Annotated in this window: 13 protein-coding genes; 2 read left to right on the top strand and 11 right to left on the bottom strand. The window is 63.7% G+C overall.

What is annotated here, in order from left to right:
* Positions 1 to 17: 17 nt before the first annotated feature.
* The 7 genes from D3874_RS03880 to D3874_RS03850 form a co-directional block, all read right to left on the bottom strand.
* A complete protein-coding gene (locus D3874_RS03880) occupies positions 18 to 2,156 on the bottom strand; it encodes a TonB-dependent siderophore receptor (RefSeq protein WP_119776797.1) in 2,139 nt (712 codons plus the stop codon).
* 344 nt (positions 2,157 to 2,500) lie between these two features.
* Positions 2,501 to 4,678: a 3-hydroxyacyl-CoA dehydrogenase NAD-binding domain-containing protein gene (locus D3874_RS03875; RefSeq protein WP_119776795.1), complete on the bottom strand. Its 2,178-nt coding sequence runs from the start codon at positions 4,676 to 4,678 to the stop codon at positions 2,501 to 2,503.
* A 124-nt stretch (positions 4,679 to 4,802) separates the two neighbouring features.
* Positions 4,803 to 5,897 carry an acetyl-CoA C-acetyltransferase gene (locus tag D3874_RS03870; protein WP_456306393.1) on the bottom strand — a complete coding sequence of 365 codons (1,095 nt, stop codon included), beginning with the start codon at positions 5,895 to 5,897 and terminating at the stop codon, positions 4,803 to 4,805.
* A gap of 128 nt (positions 5,898 to 6,025) precedes the next feature.
* Positions 6,026 to 7,171, bottom strand: coding sequence for an acyl-CoA dehydrogenase family protein (locus D3874_RS03865; RefSeq protein ID WP_119776793.1), 1,146 nt, complete (start codon positions 7,169 to 7,171; stop codon positions 6,026 to 6,028).
* Between the two features lie 96 nt (positions 7,172 to 7,267).
* The gene (locus tag D3874_RS03860; RefSeq protein ID WP_119776791.1) at positions 7,268 to 9,055 is read right to left on the bottom strand and encodes an acyl-CoA dehydrogenase C-terminal domain-containing protein; all 1,788 of its coding nucleotides are present in this window, start codon (positions 9,053 to 9,055) and stop codon (positions 7,268 to 7,270) included.
* Positions 9,056 to 9,258: 203 nt separating this feature from the next.
* Positions 9,259 to 11,022: an acyl-CoA dehydrogenase family protein gene (locus D3874_RS03855; protein WP_119776788.1), complete on the bottom strand. Its 1,764-nt coding sequence runs from the start codon at positions 11,020 to 11,022 to the stop codon at positions 9,259 to 9,261.
* Positions 11,019 to 11,453: a MerR family transcriptional regulator gene (locus tag D3874_RS03850; protein WP_119776786.1), complete on the bottom strand. Its 435-nt coding sequence runs from the start codon at positions 11,451 to 11,453 to the stop codon at positions 11,019 to 11,021. The genes D3874_RS03855 and D3874_RS03850 overlap by 4 nt, the downstream gene beginning before the upstream one ends.
* Before the next feature lie 202 nt (positions 11,454 to 11,655).
* Here D3874_RS03850 and D3874_RS03845 point away from each other — a divergent pair, with 202 nt between their 5' ends.
* The gene (locus D3874_RS03845) at positions 11,656 to 12,036 is read left to right on the top strand and encodes a DUF962 domain-containing protein (protein WP_119776783.1); all 381 of its coding nucleotides are present in this window, start codon (positions 11,656 to 11,658) and stop codon (positions 12,034 to 12,036) included.
* Between the two features lie 60 nt (positions 12,037 to 12,096).
* Positions 12,097 to 12,849: a hypothetical protein gene (locus D3874_RS27810; protein WP_147385514.1), complete on the top strand. Its 753-nt coding sequence runs from the start codon at positions 12,097 to 12,099 to the stop codon at positions 12,847 to 12,849.
* 461 nt (positions 12,850 to 13,310) lie between these two features.
* On the opposite strand, the gene D3874_RS03835 is transcribed toward D3874_RS27810, so the two are convergent.
* From D3874_RS03835 to D3874_RS03820, 4 genes are read right to left on the bottom strand one after another with little or no spacing between them, the layout of a single operon-like run.
* The gene (locus D3874_RS03835) at positions 13,311 to 14,096 is read right to left on the bottom strand and encodes a methyltransferase (protein WP_119776779.1); all 786 of its coding nucleotides are present in this window, start codon (positions 14,094 to 14,096) and stop codon (positions 13,311 to 13,313) included.
* Positions 14,096 to 14,827, bottom strand: a complete 732-nt coding sequence (locus D3874_RS03830) for a hypothetical protein (protein ID WP_119776776.1) — start codon at positions 14,825 to 14,827, stop codon at positions 14,096 to 14,098. Before D3874_RS03830 ends, D3874_RS03835 begins: the two co-directional genes overlap by 1 nt.
* Positions 14,824 to 15,891 carry an NAD-dependent epimerase/dehydratase family protein gene (locus D3874_RS03825; protein WP_119776773.1) on the bottom strand — a complete coding sequence of 356 codons (1,068 nt, stop codon included), beginning with the start codon at positions 15,889 to 15,891 and terminating at the stop codon, positions 14,824 to 14,826. Before D3874_RS03825 ends, D3874_RS03830 begins: the two co-directional genes overlap by 4 nt.
* On the bottom strand, positions 15,888 to 16,700 hold the full coding sequence (locus D3874_RS03820; protein ID WP_158595824.1) for an SDR family NAD(P)-dependent oxidoreductase: 813 nt from the start codon (positions 16,698 to 16,700) through the stop codon (positions 15,888 to 15,890). The genes D3874_RS03825 and D3874_RS03820 overlap by 4 nt, the downstream gene beginning before the upstream one ends.
* Positions 16,701 to 16,710: the final 10 nt, after the last annotated feature.

The raw sequence follows: 16,710 nt of genomic DNA, 5'->3' as shown, positions 1-16,710 counted from the left end.
ACGGGGAAACAACCGGGTCAGAAGGTATAGCCCAGGGTCAGGCGCGCCTCGGTCGGGGCGCCCGGCAGGACGTAGAAGTCGCTGTAGGAGCCGACGTAATATTCCTCGTCGAACAGGTTGCTCACGTTGAGCTGGGCACGGTACGGGCCTTGCTCATAGGATAGCGTGGCATCGACCAGCGTATAGGCCGGCAGGGTGAAGCTATTGCCGTCGTCACCCTGCTGCTTGGTGTAGTGGCTGACGCCGGCGCCAAAACCGAAGCCTTCGAGCGGCCCGTCCTGAAGGCGGTAGTGCGCCCAGGCACTGTACATGTGAGCCGGGACATTCCGGGGCGTGGCACCGTCGTTGTCGCCCTCCGTCACCCTGATATGGGTGTAGGTGTAGGCGGCGGTCAGGTCGAGCCCCGGTGCCGGCGACCAGCGGGCGTCGAGCTCGACGCCACGGCTGCGCTGCTCGCCCGAGACGGCGTAGACATTGGGAAACCCGGTCGACGATGCAACGTTCTGCCGGGTTATGTCGAAGAGGGCAAGCGTCCCGCCCAAGGTTCCATCCTCGCTGTCGGCCTTGAGGCCGATCTCGTAGTTGACCCCGGTCTCGGGCTCGACATTTCCACCGCTTGCCGTGCTTCTTCCCGGCTGTGGCCGGAAAGACTCGCTGTAAGTGGCATAGGCCGCGAAGCCCGGCTGGAATTCCCAGGTGATGCCGGCCTTGGGGCTGAACTTGTCGTCTTCGCTCTCCGCGTGGCCGCTTGGCCCGTCGGAACTGGTCTTTGCGCGATCGAAACGGCCGCCGAGCGTCACCGTCACGTCGCTGCCGATCTTGACTTGATCCTGGACATAGAAGCCCAAGGCACGCGAATCCGCCTGCGTATGTACGGTCAGCGGCTGCGCCGGCGACGGTTGGCCGTAATCCGGGTCGAAGATATCGATGAAGTCGAAGACGCTGAAATCGGATGCATCGTTTTCGTCGTCATAGGCGCTGTAGTCGACGCCAACGGCCACGAAATGCTGCAACGAGCCGGTCGAGAACCGCGCTTCGGCTGCTGTGTCGATGCTGAAGACCGTCCACTTGTCCCGCTGCGAGTAATAGAAGCGCATCAGGGTACGATCGTCGGCGGCGAGAAAACCTGGATAGATGATGTTGCTCCACTTGGAGTCGAACCAGCTCATGCGCAGGTTCTGGCGCACGGCAAAGGTCTCATCGAACTCGTGGCGGAATTCGTAGCCGAGGCGCTGGCTCTCCAGGTTCAGCTTGCCGGGATAGTCCGGCTCGCCCAGGAACCTGTCGAGCGGCAGCTTGCCGTTGGCATTGGGCAGCACGGTGCCCCGCGCCGGCAGCGTGGGCGCCGCCCGGTCCCAGTTTTCCGAATAGCGGGCAAGCAGTGTCAGGCTGGTCTGCGCGTTCGGCTTCCAGGTCAGCGAGGGCGCGACGACGATCCGCTTCGAGGGATCGACATGCTCGATGAACGTATCTTCCGAGCCGAGCAGGATGAGCAGCCGCCCGTACAGCGTCTCGTCCGGGGTCAGGACCAGGCCGGCATCCAGCGTCGCCTGATAGTCGCCCTCGGTCCCCGCCATCGTCGTCACGGTGGCGAAGTTCTCAGGGACCGGCCGCTTGCTGACCAGGTTCACCATGCCGCCGGCGGAGCCTGCGCCATAGAGGGTGGAGGCCGGACCGCGCACCACCTCGACCCGGTCGAGCAAAAGCGGATCGGTGGCGATCCCGACGTAGTAGTCGTTGACCAGGCCATCGAGAAAGACCGAGGTATCGGCCTCGAAGCCGCGGATACGCACATAGTCCCAGCCATTGTAGTAGCCGCCCGGCATGACGCCGGCGGCATGGCGCAGGATGTCGGTCAGCGAGCGCGCGCCCGTATCCTCGATCAACTGCCGCGTCAGCACCTGGATCGACTGCGGCACCTCCAGGATCGGCGTATCGGTCTTGGTGCCGGCGCGGCTGGTGTCCGCCCCATAGCCCACACCCGGCCCGACCGGATCGGCCGCCTGCGACTGCCCTTCGACGGTCACCGTGTCGAGCGTGATGGTGCCGTCGCTGCCCGCCTCCTGCGCCGCGGCGCCATCGCCGGCGGCCAGCGCCACGAGCAGCGCCACAATGGAAAAGCCATGGCGCCCATGACGCGAGCCGAACCTACTCATCTGCAAACCCCAGGGTTTCCGCCGCAGCGCGGAAATTCAGGGGGACTGTAGGTGTTTGCTAGTAAGAATAAATTGCAATTGTCTGATCACTATCACGGTGAACGGCAAAGCTGATAGGTTTGGAGAGGCATGGTGCGTCCTTCGAGACGCCACGCTTCGCATGGCTCCTCAGGATGAGGAAAGTCTTTTTGCCATAAAGATTCTCCTCATCCTGAGGAGGCCCGAAGGGCCGTCTCGAAGGACGCACGACGCCGGTGCAAAACTTTTTCGCCACGCCGGGCATCGCAAAAGAAAAGGGCCGGCGGGTTGCCCCGCCGGCCCTTCTCAAGTCGTAAGCCTCAACCTTACTCGGCGGCGGCCGCGAGCTTGGCGGTCTGGTAGAAGGTCTCGCCCTTGGCGGCCATGTCGCGCAGGAGCTGCGGCGGGCTGTAACGCTTGCCGTACTTCTGGGCGAAGACATCGCACTGGGCGACGAAGGCGGCGACGCCGACCCGGTCGATCAGCGACAGCGGGCCGCCGGTCCAGGGCGCGAAGCCCCAGGCCAGGATCGAGCCGACGTCGGCATCGCGCACGTCCGTGACCACGCCTTCGGCGTAGCAGCGGGCTGCTTCCACCGCCTGGCGGAACAAGAGGCGGGTGCGGATTTCCTTGATCAGGTCCGTGCTGCTCTCGGCGATCTTCACCGGGGCGAGATCGGCCAGGCCTTCCCACAGGTACTTCTTGCCGTCGGCCGGATACTCGTAGAAGCCCTTGCCGTTCTTGCGGCCATAGCGGCCCAGCTTCTCGACCAGGGTGGCAACCAGGGCATCGGCCGGAGTCGCCTCATAGGCATCGCCCAGGTCCTTCCTGGTCTGGGTGCGCACCTTGTGGCCGAGGTCGAGCGCCACGTCGTCGTTCATCTCGAGCGGCCCGCGGGGCATGCCCGTGGCCCGGCCGATGTTGTCGATGATCGCCGGGGCAATGCCCTCGGCCAGCATCTCGATGCCTTCGCTGACGTAGGTGCCGAAGCAGCGGCTGGTGTAGAAGCCGCGGCTGTCGTTGACCACGATCGGGGTCTTCTTGATCTTCTTGACGTAATCCATGGCGACCGCCAGGGCGCGCTGGTCCGTCTTCTTGCCCATGATGATCTCGACCAGCATCATCTTGTCGACGGGCGAGAAGAAGTGGATGCCGATGAAGCTCTCAGGACGCACGCTCGCCTCGGCCAGGCCGGAAATCGGCAGGGTCGAGGTGTTGGAGGCATAGATCGAGGTCGCGGGGATGACGGCTTCCGACTTCTTCGTCGCCTCGGCCTTCACCTCGCGGTTTTCGAACACCGCCTCGATGACCAGATCGCAGCCGGCGAGATCGGCATGATCGGTGGTCGGCTTGATCAGGCCCAGCAGCTTGGCCTTCTTGTCTTCAGTGGACTTGCCACGGCTGATCGCCTTGTCCAGCAGGCCGGTCGAATAGGCCTTGCCCTTCTCGGCCGCCTCGATCGTCTGGTCGAGCAGCACGCATTCGATCCCGGCCGAGGCCGAGACATAGGCGATGCCGGCGCCCATCATGCCGGCACCCAGGATGCCCAGCTTCTTGACGTCGGTCGCCGGCTGGCCGGCCGGGCGACGCACGCCCTTGTTCAGCTCCTGCATGGAGATGAACAGGGTGCGGATCATGTTGCCCGAGGTCGGGTCGATCAGCAGCGAGACGAAGTAACGGGTCTCGATACGCAGGCCGGCGTCGAAGGGAACCTGCAGGCCCTCATAGACGCAGGACAGGATCGCCTTGATCGCCGGGTAGTTGCCCTGGCTCTCGCGGTGGCTCATGGCGATGGCGCCCGGGAAGGTCTGCATGCCCGAAGGCGTGTAGACGCCGCCGCCGGGGATCTTGAAGTTCTTCTCGTCCCAGGGCTGGACGCTGCGCGGCTTGTCCAGCAGATAGGCCTTGGCACGGGCCAGCAGGTCGGCCGCCGGCACCACTTCGTTGACGACACCCTGGCCCAGGGCGCCCTGGGGATCGAGTTCCTTGCCCTGGAGCAGCAGCGGCAGGGCATTGGCCGCACCGATCAGGCGGGGCAGACGCTGGGTGCCACCGGCGCCCGGCAGGAGACCGACCTTCACTTCCGGCAGGCCCAGCTTGGTGCGGGAATTGTCGGCGGCGATGCGGTAGTGGCAGGCCAGGGTGATTTCCAGGCCGCCGCCCAGCGCGGTGCCGTTGATCGCGGCGACGAAGGGCTTACCGCTGGTCTCATAGCGGCGGAAGATCTTCTGCAGGGTGCCCGAATTGTCGGTCAGGGCCTTGGCATCCTTGGGGCCGAAGGCGGTCTTGACCAGCATGTCGAGGTCGGCGCCGGCCAGGAACGCGTCCTTGGCCGAGGTGATGATGACCCCCTTCACCTTCTCGTCGGCGATGGCCTTCTCGGTTGCCTCGGCGAAGTCCCGGATCGAGCCTTCGTTGAGGACGTTCATCGACCGGCCGGCCATGTCCCAGGTGATGGTGGCGATACCGTCCGCGTCGACGGCGTAATTGATGTTGTTGCTCATGTTCCGACCCTCGATCAGACGCGTTCGATGATGGTGGCGGTGCCCATGCCGGCGCCGACGCACAGGGTGATCAGCGCGGTCGACAGATCGCGGCGTTCCAGCTCGTCGAGCACGGTGCCGAGGATCATGGCGCCCGTCGCCCCCAGGGGTGGCCCATGGCGATGGCGCCGCCGTTGACGTTGATCTTGTCATGGGGGATGTCCAGCGCCTGCATGAAGCGCAGGACGACCGAGGCAAAGGCCTCGTTCAGCTCGTAGAGGTCGATGTCGGTCGACTTCATGCCGGCGCGCTTGAGGGCGCGTTCGGCCGCGGCAGACGGGCCGGTCAGCATGATCGTCGGCTCGGAACCGATCGAGGTGAAGCTGCGGATGCGGGCACGCGGCTTCAGGCCGTTGGCATCGGCCACTTCCTTGGTGCCGAACAGCACCGCGGCGGCGCCGTCGACGATGCCGGAAGCATTGCCGGCGTGGTGGACGTGGTTGATCTTTTCCACTTCCGGGTAGCGCAGCAGGGCGACACCGTCGAAGGCCATCTCGCCCATCATGGCGAAGGACGGCTGCAGGGCCGACATCGACTGCATGGTCGCATCCGGACGCATGTGCTCGTCACGGTCCAGGATGGTGACGCCGTTCAGGTCCTTGACCGGCACCACGGTGTTCTTGAAGTAGCCGTTCTTCCAGGCATGCGCGGCGCGCTTCTGGCTTTCGATGGCATAGGCGTCGACGTCTTCGCGGCTGAAGCCGTACTTGGTGGCGATCAGGTCGGCGCCGATGCCCTGGGGCGCGAAGTAGGACTTGAACGCCGCCTGCGGATCGGCCGGCCAGGCGCCGCCCGACGAGCCCATGGGCACGCGGCTCATGCTCTCGACGCCGGAGCCGATCGACATCGGGCTCTGGCCCGACATGACCTGCGCCGCCGCCATGTTGCAGGCTTCGAGGCCCGACGCACAAAAGCGGTTGATCTGCACGCCGGCGGTGGTCTCGGCATAGTCGGCATTCAGCACGGCGATGCGCGCGATGTCCGAGCCCTGCTCGCCCACCGGCTCGACGCAGCCCATGATCACGTCTTCGACGAGGGCGGTGTCCAGCTCGTTGCGATCGCGGATCGCCTTCAGCACGCCGGAGGCGAGGTGCAGCGAGGTGACCTCGTGCAGGCTGCCGTCCTTCTTGCCTTTGCCGCGCGGGGTGCGTACCGCGTCGAGGATGTATGCGTCGGGCATGGTCTCTACTCCTCAGAAGTTTTTGTCTCGATCGTCACCCCGGCCTCGAGCCGGGATCTTGTAACCAGTAAGCACTCTATCCCCACGAGATCCCGGCTCGAGGCCGGGATGACGCAGGACAAGGAACCTCACAGCATCCGGCTGATCAGTTCCTTCATGATCTCGTTGGCGCCGCCGTAGATGCGCTGAACGCGGCCGTTCACATACATTTGCGCGATCGGGTATTCCATCATGTAGCCATAGCCGCCGTGGAGCTGCAGGCACTCGTCGACGACCTTGCCCTGCAGGTCCGAGCACCAATACTTGGCCATGGCCGCGGTCTGGACGTCGAGCTTGCCCTCGACCAGCAGCTCGATGCAGTGGTCGACGAAGACGCGGGCGATGCGGGTCTCGGTCGCGCATTCGGCCAGCTTGAAGCGGGTGTTCTGGAAATCGAAGATCGACTTGCCGAAGGCCTTGCGGTCCTTGGTGTACTTGACCGTCTCCTCGACCGCCTTCTCGCAGGTCTTCACCGCGGTGATGGCGATCTGCAGGCGTTCCGAGGGGAGCTGCTGCATGAGCTGGATGAAGCCCTGGCCTTCCTCATGGCCCAGCAGGTTGGCGGTCGGCACGCGGACCTCGTCGAAGAACAGCTCGGAGGTGTCCTGCGCGTGCATGCCGATCTTGTCGAGGTTGCGGCCGCGGCGGAAGCCTTCGACCTCGTCGGTCTCGACCACGATCAGCGAAGTGCCATGGGCGCCCTTGGTCGGGTCGGTCTTGGTCACGACGATGATCAGGTTGGCGAGCTGGCCATTGGTGATGAAAGTCTTCTGGCCGTTGATGACGTAGTGGTTGCCATCCTTCTTGGCCGAAGTGCGAACGCCCTGGAGATCCGAGCCGGCGCCCGGCTCGGTCATGGCGATGGCGCCGATCAGCTCGCCCGTGGCCATGCGTGGCAGCCACTTCTTCTTCTGCTCTTCCGAGCCGTAGGTGTGGATGTAGGGTGCTACGATGTCCGAATGCAGCGAGAAGCCGGGGCCTGAGGCGCCGGCGTCGACCTGCGCTTCCATCAGCAGGGCGGAGGCCTTGAAGTCCATGCCCGAGCCGCCGTATTCCTCCGGCATGGTCGCGCACAGGATGCCGGCCTCGCCCGCCTTCAACCAGGCCTCGCGGCTGATCACGCCGTCTTCGGCCCACTTCTGATTATAGGGCACGCATTCCTTTTCGAAGAACCGGCGGGCGTTGTCCCGCACCATCTCATGCTCTTCGTTGAGCTTCAGGCTACGCTGGAACATGGGCGATCTCTCCTCCGCCGTTTGGGCTGGTTACCGAACTTTTTTTATCTTGGAACGGGGGCGCCAAATGCGCCCCCGTCCTTGGATTGGTGACAATCAGAAATTGGCGGCCTTCAGCGCCATGATGCTGTCCGCGCCGGCGCTGAGCTTGACCAGCAGCGAGGCGGTGTCGGGCACGATGCGGTCCAGGAAGAAGCGGCCGACGATCAGCTTGTTCTCGTGGAACTCGGTCGCCGTGCCGGCGGCCTTGGCGTCGAGCGAGATCTTGGCCATCTGCGACCACATGTAGGCCAGCACCTGGATGCCGAACAGGTGCATGTACTCGACCGAGCCGGCACCGGCGTTGTCCGGGTTGGCCATGGCGTTCTGCATGAACCACATGGCGCCGTCGCGCAGGTCGCCCGTCGCCTTCTGCAAGCCGTCCAGGAACGGCTTCAGCTCGGCGTTGCCGGCATTCTCGGCGACGAAGTGCTCGACCTCGCCGATATAGGCGAACAGGCCGCGGCCACCGTTCTGGCCCAGCTTGCGGCCGACCAGGTCGAGCGCCTGGATGCCGTTGGTGCCTTCGTAGATCTGGCTGATGCGAGCGTCGCGCACGAACTGCTCCATCCCCCACTCCTTGATGTAGCCGTGGCCGCCGAACACCTGCTGGGCGGCGACGGTCGACTCGAAGCCCTTGTCGGTCAGGTAACCCTTCACGACCGGGGTGACCAGGGCGACGATGTCGTCATTGGCCTCGCGCACCGCCGGATCGGGATCCTTGTGCGACAGGTCGATCTTCAGCCCGGTCCACAGGTAGAAGGCGCGCGCACCCTCGACGAAGGAGCGGATCGAGAGCAGCATGCGGCGCACGTCGGGGTGCACGATGATCGGGTCGGCCGGCTTCTCGGGGAACTTGGTGCCCGAGATCGAGCGCATCTGCAACCGGTCCTTGGCATAGATCGCCGCGTTCTGGTAGGCGACCTCGGCCTGGGACAGGCCCTGGATGCCGACGCCGAGGCGGGCCGCGTTCATCATGGTGAACATGGCGCGCAGGCCCTTGTGCTCTTCCCCGATCAGGAAGCCGGTGGCCTCGTCGAAGTTCATGACACAGGTGGAATTGCCGATGATGCCCATCTTGTGTTCGATGTTGCCGGCCTTCACGCCATTGCGGGCACCCAGCGAACCATCGGCCTCGACCATGAACTTCGGCACGATGAACAGCGAAATGCCCTTCACCCCTTCCGGGCCGCCAGGGATCTTGGCCAGCACGAGGTGGATGATGTTGTCCGACATGTCGTGTTCGCCGGCCGAGATGAAGATCTTGGTGCCGGTGATCTTGTAGGTGCCGTCGCCCTGCGGCTCGGCGCGAGTGCGCAGCAGGCCCAGATCCGTGCCGCAATGCGGCTCGGTCAGGTTCATGGTGCCGGTCCACTCGCCCGAGACGAGCTTGGGCAGGTAGGTCTGCTTCTGGTCGTCGGTGCCCCACTGGTGGATCGCCGCATAGGCGCCGTGGGACAGGCCGGGATACATGCCGAAGGCCATGTTGGACGACGAGACGAATTCGTTGAGTGCGAAGCCCAGGACGTAGGGCATGCCCTGGCCGCCGAACTCCGGGTCGCCGGTGATGCCGGGCCAGCCGCCGTCGACGAAGGTCTTGTAGGCTTGCTTGAAGCCGGTCGGCGTGGTCACCACGCCGTCGGCGATCTTACAGCCTTCGGCATCGCCCACCTGGTTCAGCGGCGCCAGGACGCGTTCGCAGATCTTGGCGCCCTCGTCGAGGATCGCATCGACCACGTCGCGCGGGGCGTCGGCAAAGCCGGCCAGGTTGGAATACTTCCCGATATTCAGCACGTCGTTCAGGACGAAGCGAATATCGTCGACGGGCGCCTTGTAGCTAGGCATCTCGATCTCTCCTCAGAATGCGCGGGCCCGGACGGCCATCTTGTTTACCAGGTAGTCGACGCAATTTTGTTGCGCAAAACCCGGTCTGGCCTTCCGGCTTGCATCGCCATACCGACAACGCAACGGCACTTCAAGCTCTTTTCTGAACATAATTGTCAATATAGTTGACGCTAACGTCACCAAGACGAGGAAACCCGCCGGAGTCATGCCGCGACTCCCGTCATGGCGGGCAGGCTGGCGACCGCCGAGGGATCGACCACGCCGTCGAAGGCCAGCGCCTCGAAATAGCGTGAAGTCCACTCCCGGCCCGCAACGATGCCGCGATGGGCCAGCGGCTCCACCCGGGTTTCGATGAACAGGCGGGTGACCAGGGCCATGCGGGCATTACCCTGCCCCAGTTCGACCACGGCACTTTCCAGCAGCAGGGCCGCGGCCAATACCTCGGCCATCAGGGCCAGCAGGCGGCGGGCATGGCGCTGGGCCAGGGCCGCGTCGGCCTGCAGCAGCGCCACGGCTTGCGTTACCTCGGCCAGGCCGGCCTCGGTCGACCGGGCCAGTACCGACAAAGCGGGCGGTGCCGATCCGGTGACCTTCTCGATGCGGGCCCGATAGGTCTCGAAGCCCGGCAGGCGGTTGCCCAGCAGGCGCAGCAGTTCCAGCGCCTGGATGTTAGCCGGGCCTTCCCAAACGGTCAGCACCTGGGCATCACGCAGCAGGCGCGGCGTGACATGATCGGCGGTGTAACCATTGCCGCCGATCAGCTCGATCGCCCCGCGCGTGGTGGCGCAGGCATCTTCCGCCGTCTGGTATTTGGCCAGGGCGGTCGCAACGCGCAGCCAGGCCCGCTCCGCCGTCTCGGCCTCGGCCACATCGCGGCCATGGGCGGCGTCGAAGGCGCGGGCGGATTCAAAGGCCAGGACCAGGCCCGCCTCATGGGCGACGAGCATCTTCAAAAGCTCGTCCTGCACCATGGGATAATCGGTGATGGTGTGGCCGAAGGCGGCGCGCTGATCGGCGTAGCCAAGGGCTTCCAGATAGGCCCGGCGCTGCACGCCGACACTGCCCATGGCGTTGTGGATGCGGCTGAATTCCAGCGCCTCGACCATCAGCTTGAAGCCGCGCGGCGGCGGCGCCACTTCTACGGCCCAGGTATCGATCAGGTCGATCTCGCCGGTGGGGATGCCCTTGGTGCCGAGCTTTTCCTTCAGCCGGCGAATGCGCATCGAATTGGGTGCGCCATCGTCCCGGTGCGTGGGTACCAGATACGCCCCCAGGCCCTTGGAGCCTTCAGGGGCGCCCTCGGGCCGCGCCGTCGCCAGGGCGAGGCCGCCATTGGCGTTGGAGGTGAACCATTTCAGGCCGGTGAGCCGCGCGGTACCGTCGCCCTGTAACGTGGCCCGGGTCGTGGTGGCGCCGATGTCGGAGCCGCCGTGATGTTCCGTCGCCCAGGTGCCGCCGGTTAGCGCCTGGCCGTCCATCCGGGTCATCTCGGGCAGATAGCGTTCCCGCACGCTCTCGGGCGCGAAGCGGTCCAGCACATAGGCGACCGCCCCAGTCATGGTGACGGGACAGTGCAGCGAGATATCGGCCATGCCCAGCAGGTAGCCGAAGGCGAAGGTCAGCGTGTAAGGCTCGGCCTTTTCGCCAAACGCCAGGCCCACGGCGCCGCGCTCGTAAACCTCGCGGCTGACCGCGTCCCAGGCCGGGTTGTGGTGAATGACATTGACCATCCGGCCCGACCGGTCATAGGTCTCGAGCCGCGGCGGGGCAAAGCGGTCGGTATAATCCGCCGCCTCTTCGACCGGGCCGCCGCAGAAGGCGCCGAAGTCTTCGAGGCGGGCCTGCTGGCGGGCCAGGCTGTCGGGGATCAGGCGGCCGAGCAGGCGCTGCAACGACCCGTCCAGGGCGTAGAAATTTCCGCCCTTGATCGGATACGGCAGTCGGGGCCTGGCCGGCCGGTTGGTCACGCCGCGTTCACCTTCTTGCGCTTGAGCGGCGCGGTGACGGGGGCATCGGGGTCGACGCCGCGCTCGCGCAGCAGGCCTTCGAGATAGCCGCAGGAATTGGTCAATTCGTGCATCACCTGCTCGATATCCTGGCGCTGGCGCTCCAGGGCCTCGAGTTTCAGGCGCGAGGTCTCCAGGGTACGGCGGATCTGCTCGGTCTGGCCGTCGCCCAGGTCGTAGAGGTCGAGGATTTCGCGCAGTTCGGCGAGCGAGAAGCCAACCCGCTTGCCCCGCAGGATCAAGAGCAGGCGCACCCAGTCGCGCTGGGAATAGATCCGGGTCTGGCCTTCCCGCTTGGGATGGAGCAGGCCGCGATCCTCATAGAACCGGATCGCCCGCGGGGTGACCGCGAACTCTTCGGAAAGCTGGGTGATGGAATAGGTCTTCGACACCGTTGCCTCTCCCCTGGTGGCTCACTTGAGCCGTTTCCTCCGATTTCGGGGACTCATAGGTGACGTTGACGTTAACGTCAACTGCCAATTTGTCAGTCAGCAAGAATTCCGGTCGTAACCCCGCGCTTGAAACCGCCGGGAGGTGGACGCCAAATAGATGTAACAACGAGGCCGATCACGGCGACGGGTGCGGAGGATATCGATGTCCAAAAGCGAACCAGCGGCGGGCACCAACCGGCCCGCGACGATCACGCGCTACCGCGACTTCTTTCCCTATTATTTGCAGGAACATGCCAAGCCGGCAACCCGCGCCATCCACTATTTCGGCACAGGGCTGACGCTGGGCTTCCTGGCCGCCGCCATCGCCACCCTGAATCCCTGGTGGCTGCTGGGCATGCCGCTCGCCGGCTATTTCTTCGCCTGGGTCGGCCACTTCGGCATCGAAAAAAACCGCCCGGCCACCTTCACCTACCCGCTGTGGTCGCTGGTCTCGGATTATCGGATGTTCTTCCTGTGGGCCAGCGGGCGGCTGGGGAAGCACTTGCGCGCGGCGGGGGTGGCGCAGCACGACAATCTTCACTAGAATCAAGAACTAACACACTATAGAATACGGGAACAATCTGGCGCAGGGCAGATCATCCGAATGAAACACGTCATATCTTCCATATCCAGCATTTTAATGGTATTGGTAGCAATTGCCCTAACCGTATATCTTGCACCTAAAATATTAGATAATTTCAGTCCAAAATATAAAACTAAAGATCAATTCGAGAAAGATATACTTTTATATAATGCTGGAGAACTTTCGTCGATCATTCTTGTAAAAGAGAATGATCAACTTACATATAAACAATATCTTGATAGCATGTACATAGTCTATAAGAGGACGGTGCAGAATAAGCAATCTGACTTTACAACGGAAGACGAAAGAGATAGAGAAGCCGCCTGGGACAAATTGGTTACAAGCATACACGTTAAATCATCCTTTTCATCTGAGATGAATATTAAATTACTTTTAAAGTCATACTATAAATTTATAAAATATTTATCCGGCGAAAACGCAGATGATTGCGCAAACTTAGCGGCAGGAAAAAACATTCCGATGGAAAAATACGCGGCGGCTGATGAATATATAAACCAACTTCGCATATCCTATATTGATGGCATCAAAACACCCGACTTGGCAGAAATTCAGGATATCGATAAACTTTATCAGCAAATTATTAAACCCAAAGAAAAATTATTTTCACAAAATGAATTGTCTGCAATGGAAAGCCTTAGCTCATCAAACAGCGATACGCTATGCAGCGCCTACACAAAATACCTAAAAATAATACTTGATGCTAATAACAGCAAATCAACATCATTCTATCGTCTCCTATTGAGGAGAAATTAGAATTCGAGAATTTTTGCGGTGACTTACAATGTGCCGCCAAGTGCTTCAACATAGCGTGGCAGGCTGCACAGATGAATGTCTGCATGCCTCTCCAGCTTGACCACCCCCGCTGGCTAGTCCGATGTTCCGCTACCAAAATCTTCAGGGGGCTCTTCCCCCGCCAAACGGCGTGTATCAACCTCCATCTCTTGCAGCACATCCTGCGTGGCCTGCGCATTGCGGGCCCGACGCACGGGCGGCAGGGCTTTACGCAGTTCATTGAACGAGTGGTGGCCGGTCATGGTTTGGACTGACATGGTTGTAAGCGCCAGGATAAGGCGCAATCGACGCCCCCGGCAAGATGCCTCCGCCTGCAATCTTACCGCCGTCATCCCGGCGAAGGCCGGGATCCACTGCGGTGGAGCGCGCGGCCCAACCGGTATTGCCACGACGGTGGATCCCGGCCTTCGCCGGGATGACAATCAGATAATAAACGGGATGATCGCCTTGCGGTCGCTGGGGTAGCCGGGGAATCTCTCGTGGTACCAGCGGTGGCTCTGGAAGGCGCGGGGGACCAGGTTGCCGGCGGAGATCAGGAAGATCATGACGCCGGGCAGGCCCCAGGTCATCAGGGCGAAGCCGGCCCAGGCGGTGAGTTCACCCAGGTACTGCGGGCTCGAAACATAGCGGAAGGCGCCGCCGTAGGGGATCTTATAGTCCTGCCCTGCCGCGTTTGGATCGCGCAGGTGACGCATGATCGCTTCCGACCGAACCGTCAGGAACAGGCCGCAGAGATAGACCGCCAGACCGCCGATGAAGCGCGGATCGGCCAGCCAGGCGCCGGTCAGGTGCGGTGCGTACTGCGTGAAGAAAGTCGCATTCAGATAGCCGTGCAGGCCGGTCACGAACATGCCGAGCAGCATGACCGTGATGCTGAAGGTGCTGCTGCGGTTCCTGGCGACACGCAGGGACAGCGGGAAGAACCAGCCGCGGTTGCCGTAGTGGATGGTCCAGACCAGGGCCAGGGCCAGCGGCGTTACCTCGAACGCGCGGGCCCCTTGCAGGTAGAACCAGAAGAACACCACCGTCGCCGGCAGTTCCATCAGCCACCAGCCGAGTTTGGGATTCAGGTTCACCCCCATCTTGTCCGAGGCGAAGCGGCCATAGGGGCTCTTGGCGAACAGCGAACCCAGCAGGGTGAAAGCAGCGAAGCCGAAGCCGACTGCCAGCCAGGTATCGAAAGTCTCGTTGCCGGTATACCAGGCCATCACGGTTTCCCCAGGGTTTTCAGGAAATGCTCGCTCATCATCACCGTGGTGATCTTCCACATGCGGAAGATGCGCGAGACCGAGCGCAGCATGATGGTCATGTGGCGCATGAGCTGCAGCCGGTTGCGGGCGCCGAAGAACACCAGCTTGTTGGTGACATGCGCCTCCGACGGCCAAGCCTCCTCGACGATGCCGTCCAGGGCGGCCACGCCGGGGGTCAGCACTTCCTCCACCACATTGCGGACATAGCGGGCGCGCGGCTGCATCCATTCGCTCATCGGCGATTGCCAGCCGAACCAGCGCCGCATCCATTCATCCCTGGGGATGGACTTCGGGCGCTCCAGCAAGGTTACCGCCAGCAGGCCCGGGCTGCGCTGGCCATCGGGCCAGTCCCTGGACTTGCCATGGGCATTCTCGCCATAGTCCGTGTAGAGCCATTCGTCCACCCGGTAGCCGGCAAGATCGAAACCGGCTGCCTGCAACACCGCCTCATAAGGCTGGCGCTGTGTGGGATCATCGAGCCACAGGTTGATCTGGGCGACGAAGGGCTTTGGCCCCAGCATCCGGGGTGCGGGCGAAGCGATGGTGATGAGATCGTCGGCGATGTTCATTTGCAGGCCGGCCGGAGCCATCCCCAGCAGTTTTGGTGCGCAGTCGTCGAGCAGGATCCGGCGCCGCTCGGCCGGGGTCATGGCCCCGCGCGACCACAACAGATAGATCAGCTTGCTCATGCTTTGCGCCCCTGCCTGGCAGCGATGAAGTCGCGGGCCGCCGGCAACAGCAGCGGCACGGCAGTGGCCGAGGTGTAACGCGGCGTGTAGCCGAGCAGGCGCTGCGCCTTGGCGATCGACAGCCGCGAATTCTCGGCCAGGTTATTGACGCCCCGCACCGTCAGCATGGGCATCGGCGCGCCCAGGTAATGGGACAGTTCCGCGACCCGCGCCACCGTGCGGATCAGCCACATGGGCAGCCAGGTGGTGGGGAAGCGGAAGCCAACCCCCTCGACCAGGGGCCGGAACCAGGCCATGCCGTTCATCGGCTCGCCATCGGTGATGTAGAAGGCCTGGCCGCCGACCGCCTCCGGCGCCGCGCGCAGGGCCCGGGCGGCCAGCAGCATGGCATCCACCAGGTTGTCGACATGGGTATTGTCGGTGACCGTGTTCTTGTCGCCGACCAGGGCCTTGAACTTGCCCGCCGCCAATTGCTCGAGAAAGCTGCGGATCATCATCGAGCCGGTGTCCGTGCCCCAGATCCCGCCCGGCCGTAGGGCGCAGACCCGCAGGCTACCTGGACGGTCGGCCGCCAGCGCTGCCTTCTCCGCCTCGATCTTGGACAGGGTGTAGAGATCCCTGGCCCCTACGGCATAGGGCAGGGATTCGTCCTGCGCCGCCGCCGACCCGTCCAGCGCCACATTGAAGGAACTGGTGTGAACCACCGCGCCCACGCCCGCCTCGCCGGCGGCGCGGACGACATTGCCCGTCCCGCCTGCATTGACCTCGAAGACGAAGCGCCGCTCGGCCTGGCGATAGAGGCTCAGGGTGTTGATCAGGGCGGCGGTGTGGAAGACCGTGTCCACGCCTTCGCAGGCCGCGCGGACGGCGCCATAGTCGCGCAGGTCGCCGACCACCGTCGCAACCCCGTCGCCATGGCTGTGTGCGATCACGTCGAAGCTGGTGACGGCGCAGCCCTGCTTGCCCAAGCGCCGGATCAGGTTACGGCCGACATAGCCGGCACCCCCGGTCACCAGGCAGCGCGCCCCCAGGTGTGCGGGCCCAAGCTGATCGGTGGCGCTCATGATTCAGATGACCCATAGATGCTGCGGGTGGCATTGCTGAAGAAGTTGGTCCGCTGCCGGTGGGACATGAACCGGGTCACGCCATTGACCAGGCGGTTCAGGCGCCCGGCGATATGGATCGGCCCCTTGCCCAGTGCCGCCAGCCCCTCGCGGGCCACGGCATCGGCGCGCATGGGGAAGGCCTTGCCGCGCTTGGCCTCAGGCGTATAGCTCTCGAACCCCGGCGTGAGCGTGGCGCCGGCGACGCAGGCGATGACATCGACGCCGTGGGGCTTCAACTCGGTCCACAGGCTCTCGGCCAGCGTGATGTTGAAGGCCTTGGTCGCGGCATAGGTCGCGATCAGGGCCGAGCCCTGGAAGCCCGACATGCTGGACATCAGCAGGAGGCCGCCGCGCTTGCGCGCCACCAGGCGTGGGCCCAAACGCTGGGCCAGGATCAACGGCCCGCGGCAGTTCACGTCCAGCATCCGCTGGTGATCGTCCAGTGCCACATCGGTGAAATCGGCGATCCGGGAATAGCAGGCATTGTAGATGCCAAGGCCGATGTCGAGGCCGGCGGTCGCCGCGTCGATCTGCTGCGCCAGGTCGGGCGCGGCGAGGTCGACGGAGACGGGCCGCACTTCCACCCGGTGACGGCGGCGGATCAGTTGCGCGTCCTGTTCCAGCACCTCGATCCGGCGCGCCAGGGTGACCAGGTTCAGGCCACGTTCGGCCAGGACATGGGCATAGGCCTGGCCGATCCCCTCGGAGGCGCCGGCCACGATGGCCCAGGGGCCATAGCGTTGATGAAATTCAGGAAACAGGATCATGGGTGCCGGT

It is taken from the genome of Oleomonas cavernae, from assembly GCF_003590945.1.
GTDB lineage: Bacteria > Pseudomonadota > Alphaproteobacteria > Zavarziniales > Zavarziniaceae > Zavarzinia > Zavarzinia cavernae.
The sequence above is the reverse complement of the archived record's forward strand: the minus strand, read 5'-3'. Positions and strand labels throughout refer to the sequence as shown.

Bases quoted from the DNA above. Each gene is read 5' to 3' on its own strand.
- D3874_RS03880 (WP_119776797.1), bottom strand. From the start codon at position 2,156: ATGAGTAGGTTCGGCTCGCGTCATGGGCGCCATGGCTTTTCCATTGTG.
- D3874_RS03875 (WP_119776795.1), bottom strand. From the start codon at position 4,678: ATGAGCAACAACATCAATTACGCCGTCGACGCGGACGGTATCGCCACC.
- D3874_RS03870 (WP_456306393.1), bottom strand. From the start codon at position 5,897: ATGCCCGACGCATACATCCTCGACGCGGTACGCACCCCGCGCGGCAAA.
- D3874_RS03865 (WP_119776793.1), bottom strand. From the start codon at position 7,171: ATGTTCCAGCGTAGCCTGAAGCTCAACGAAGAGCATGAGATGGTGCGG.
- D3874_RS03860 (WP_119776791.1), bottom strand. From the start codon at position 9,055: ATGCCTAGCTACAAGGCGCCCGTCGACGATATTCGCTTCGTCCTGAAC.
- D3874_RS03845 (WP_119776783.1), top strand. From the start codon at position 11,656: ATGTCCAAAAGCGAACCAGCGGCGGGCACCAACCGGCCCGCGACGATC.
- D3874_RS27810 (WP_147385514.1), top strand. From the start codon at position 12,097: ATGAAACACGTCATATCTTCCATATCCAGCATTTTAATGGTATTGGTA.
- D3874_RS03835 (WP_119776779.1), bottom strand. From the start codon at position 14,096: ATGGCCTGGTATACCGGCAACGAGACTTTCGATACCTGGCTGGCAGTC.
- D3874_RS03830 (WP_119776776.1), bottom strand. From the start codon at position 14,827: ATGAGCAAGCTGATCTATCTGTTGTGGTCGCGCGGGGCCATGACCCCG.
- D3874_RS03825 (WP_119776773.1), bottom strand. From the start codon at position 15,891: ATGAGCGCCACCGATCAGCTTGGGCCCGCACACCTGGGGGCGCGCTGC.
- D3874_RS03820 (WP_158595824.1), bottom strand. From the start codon at position 16,700: ATGATCCTGTTTCCTGAATTTCATCAACGCTATGGCCCCTGGGCCATC.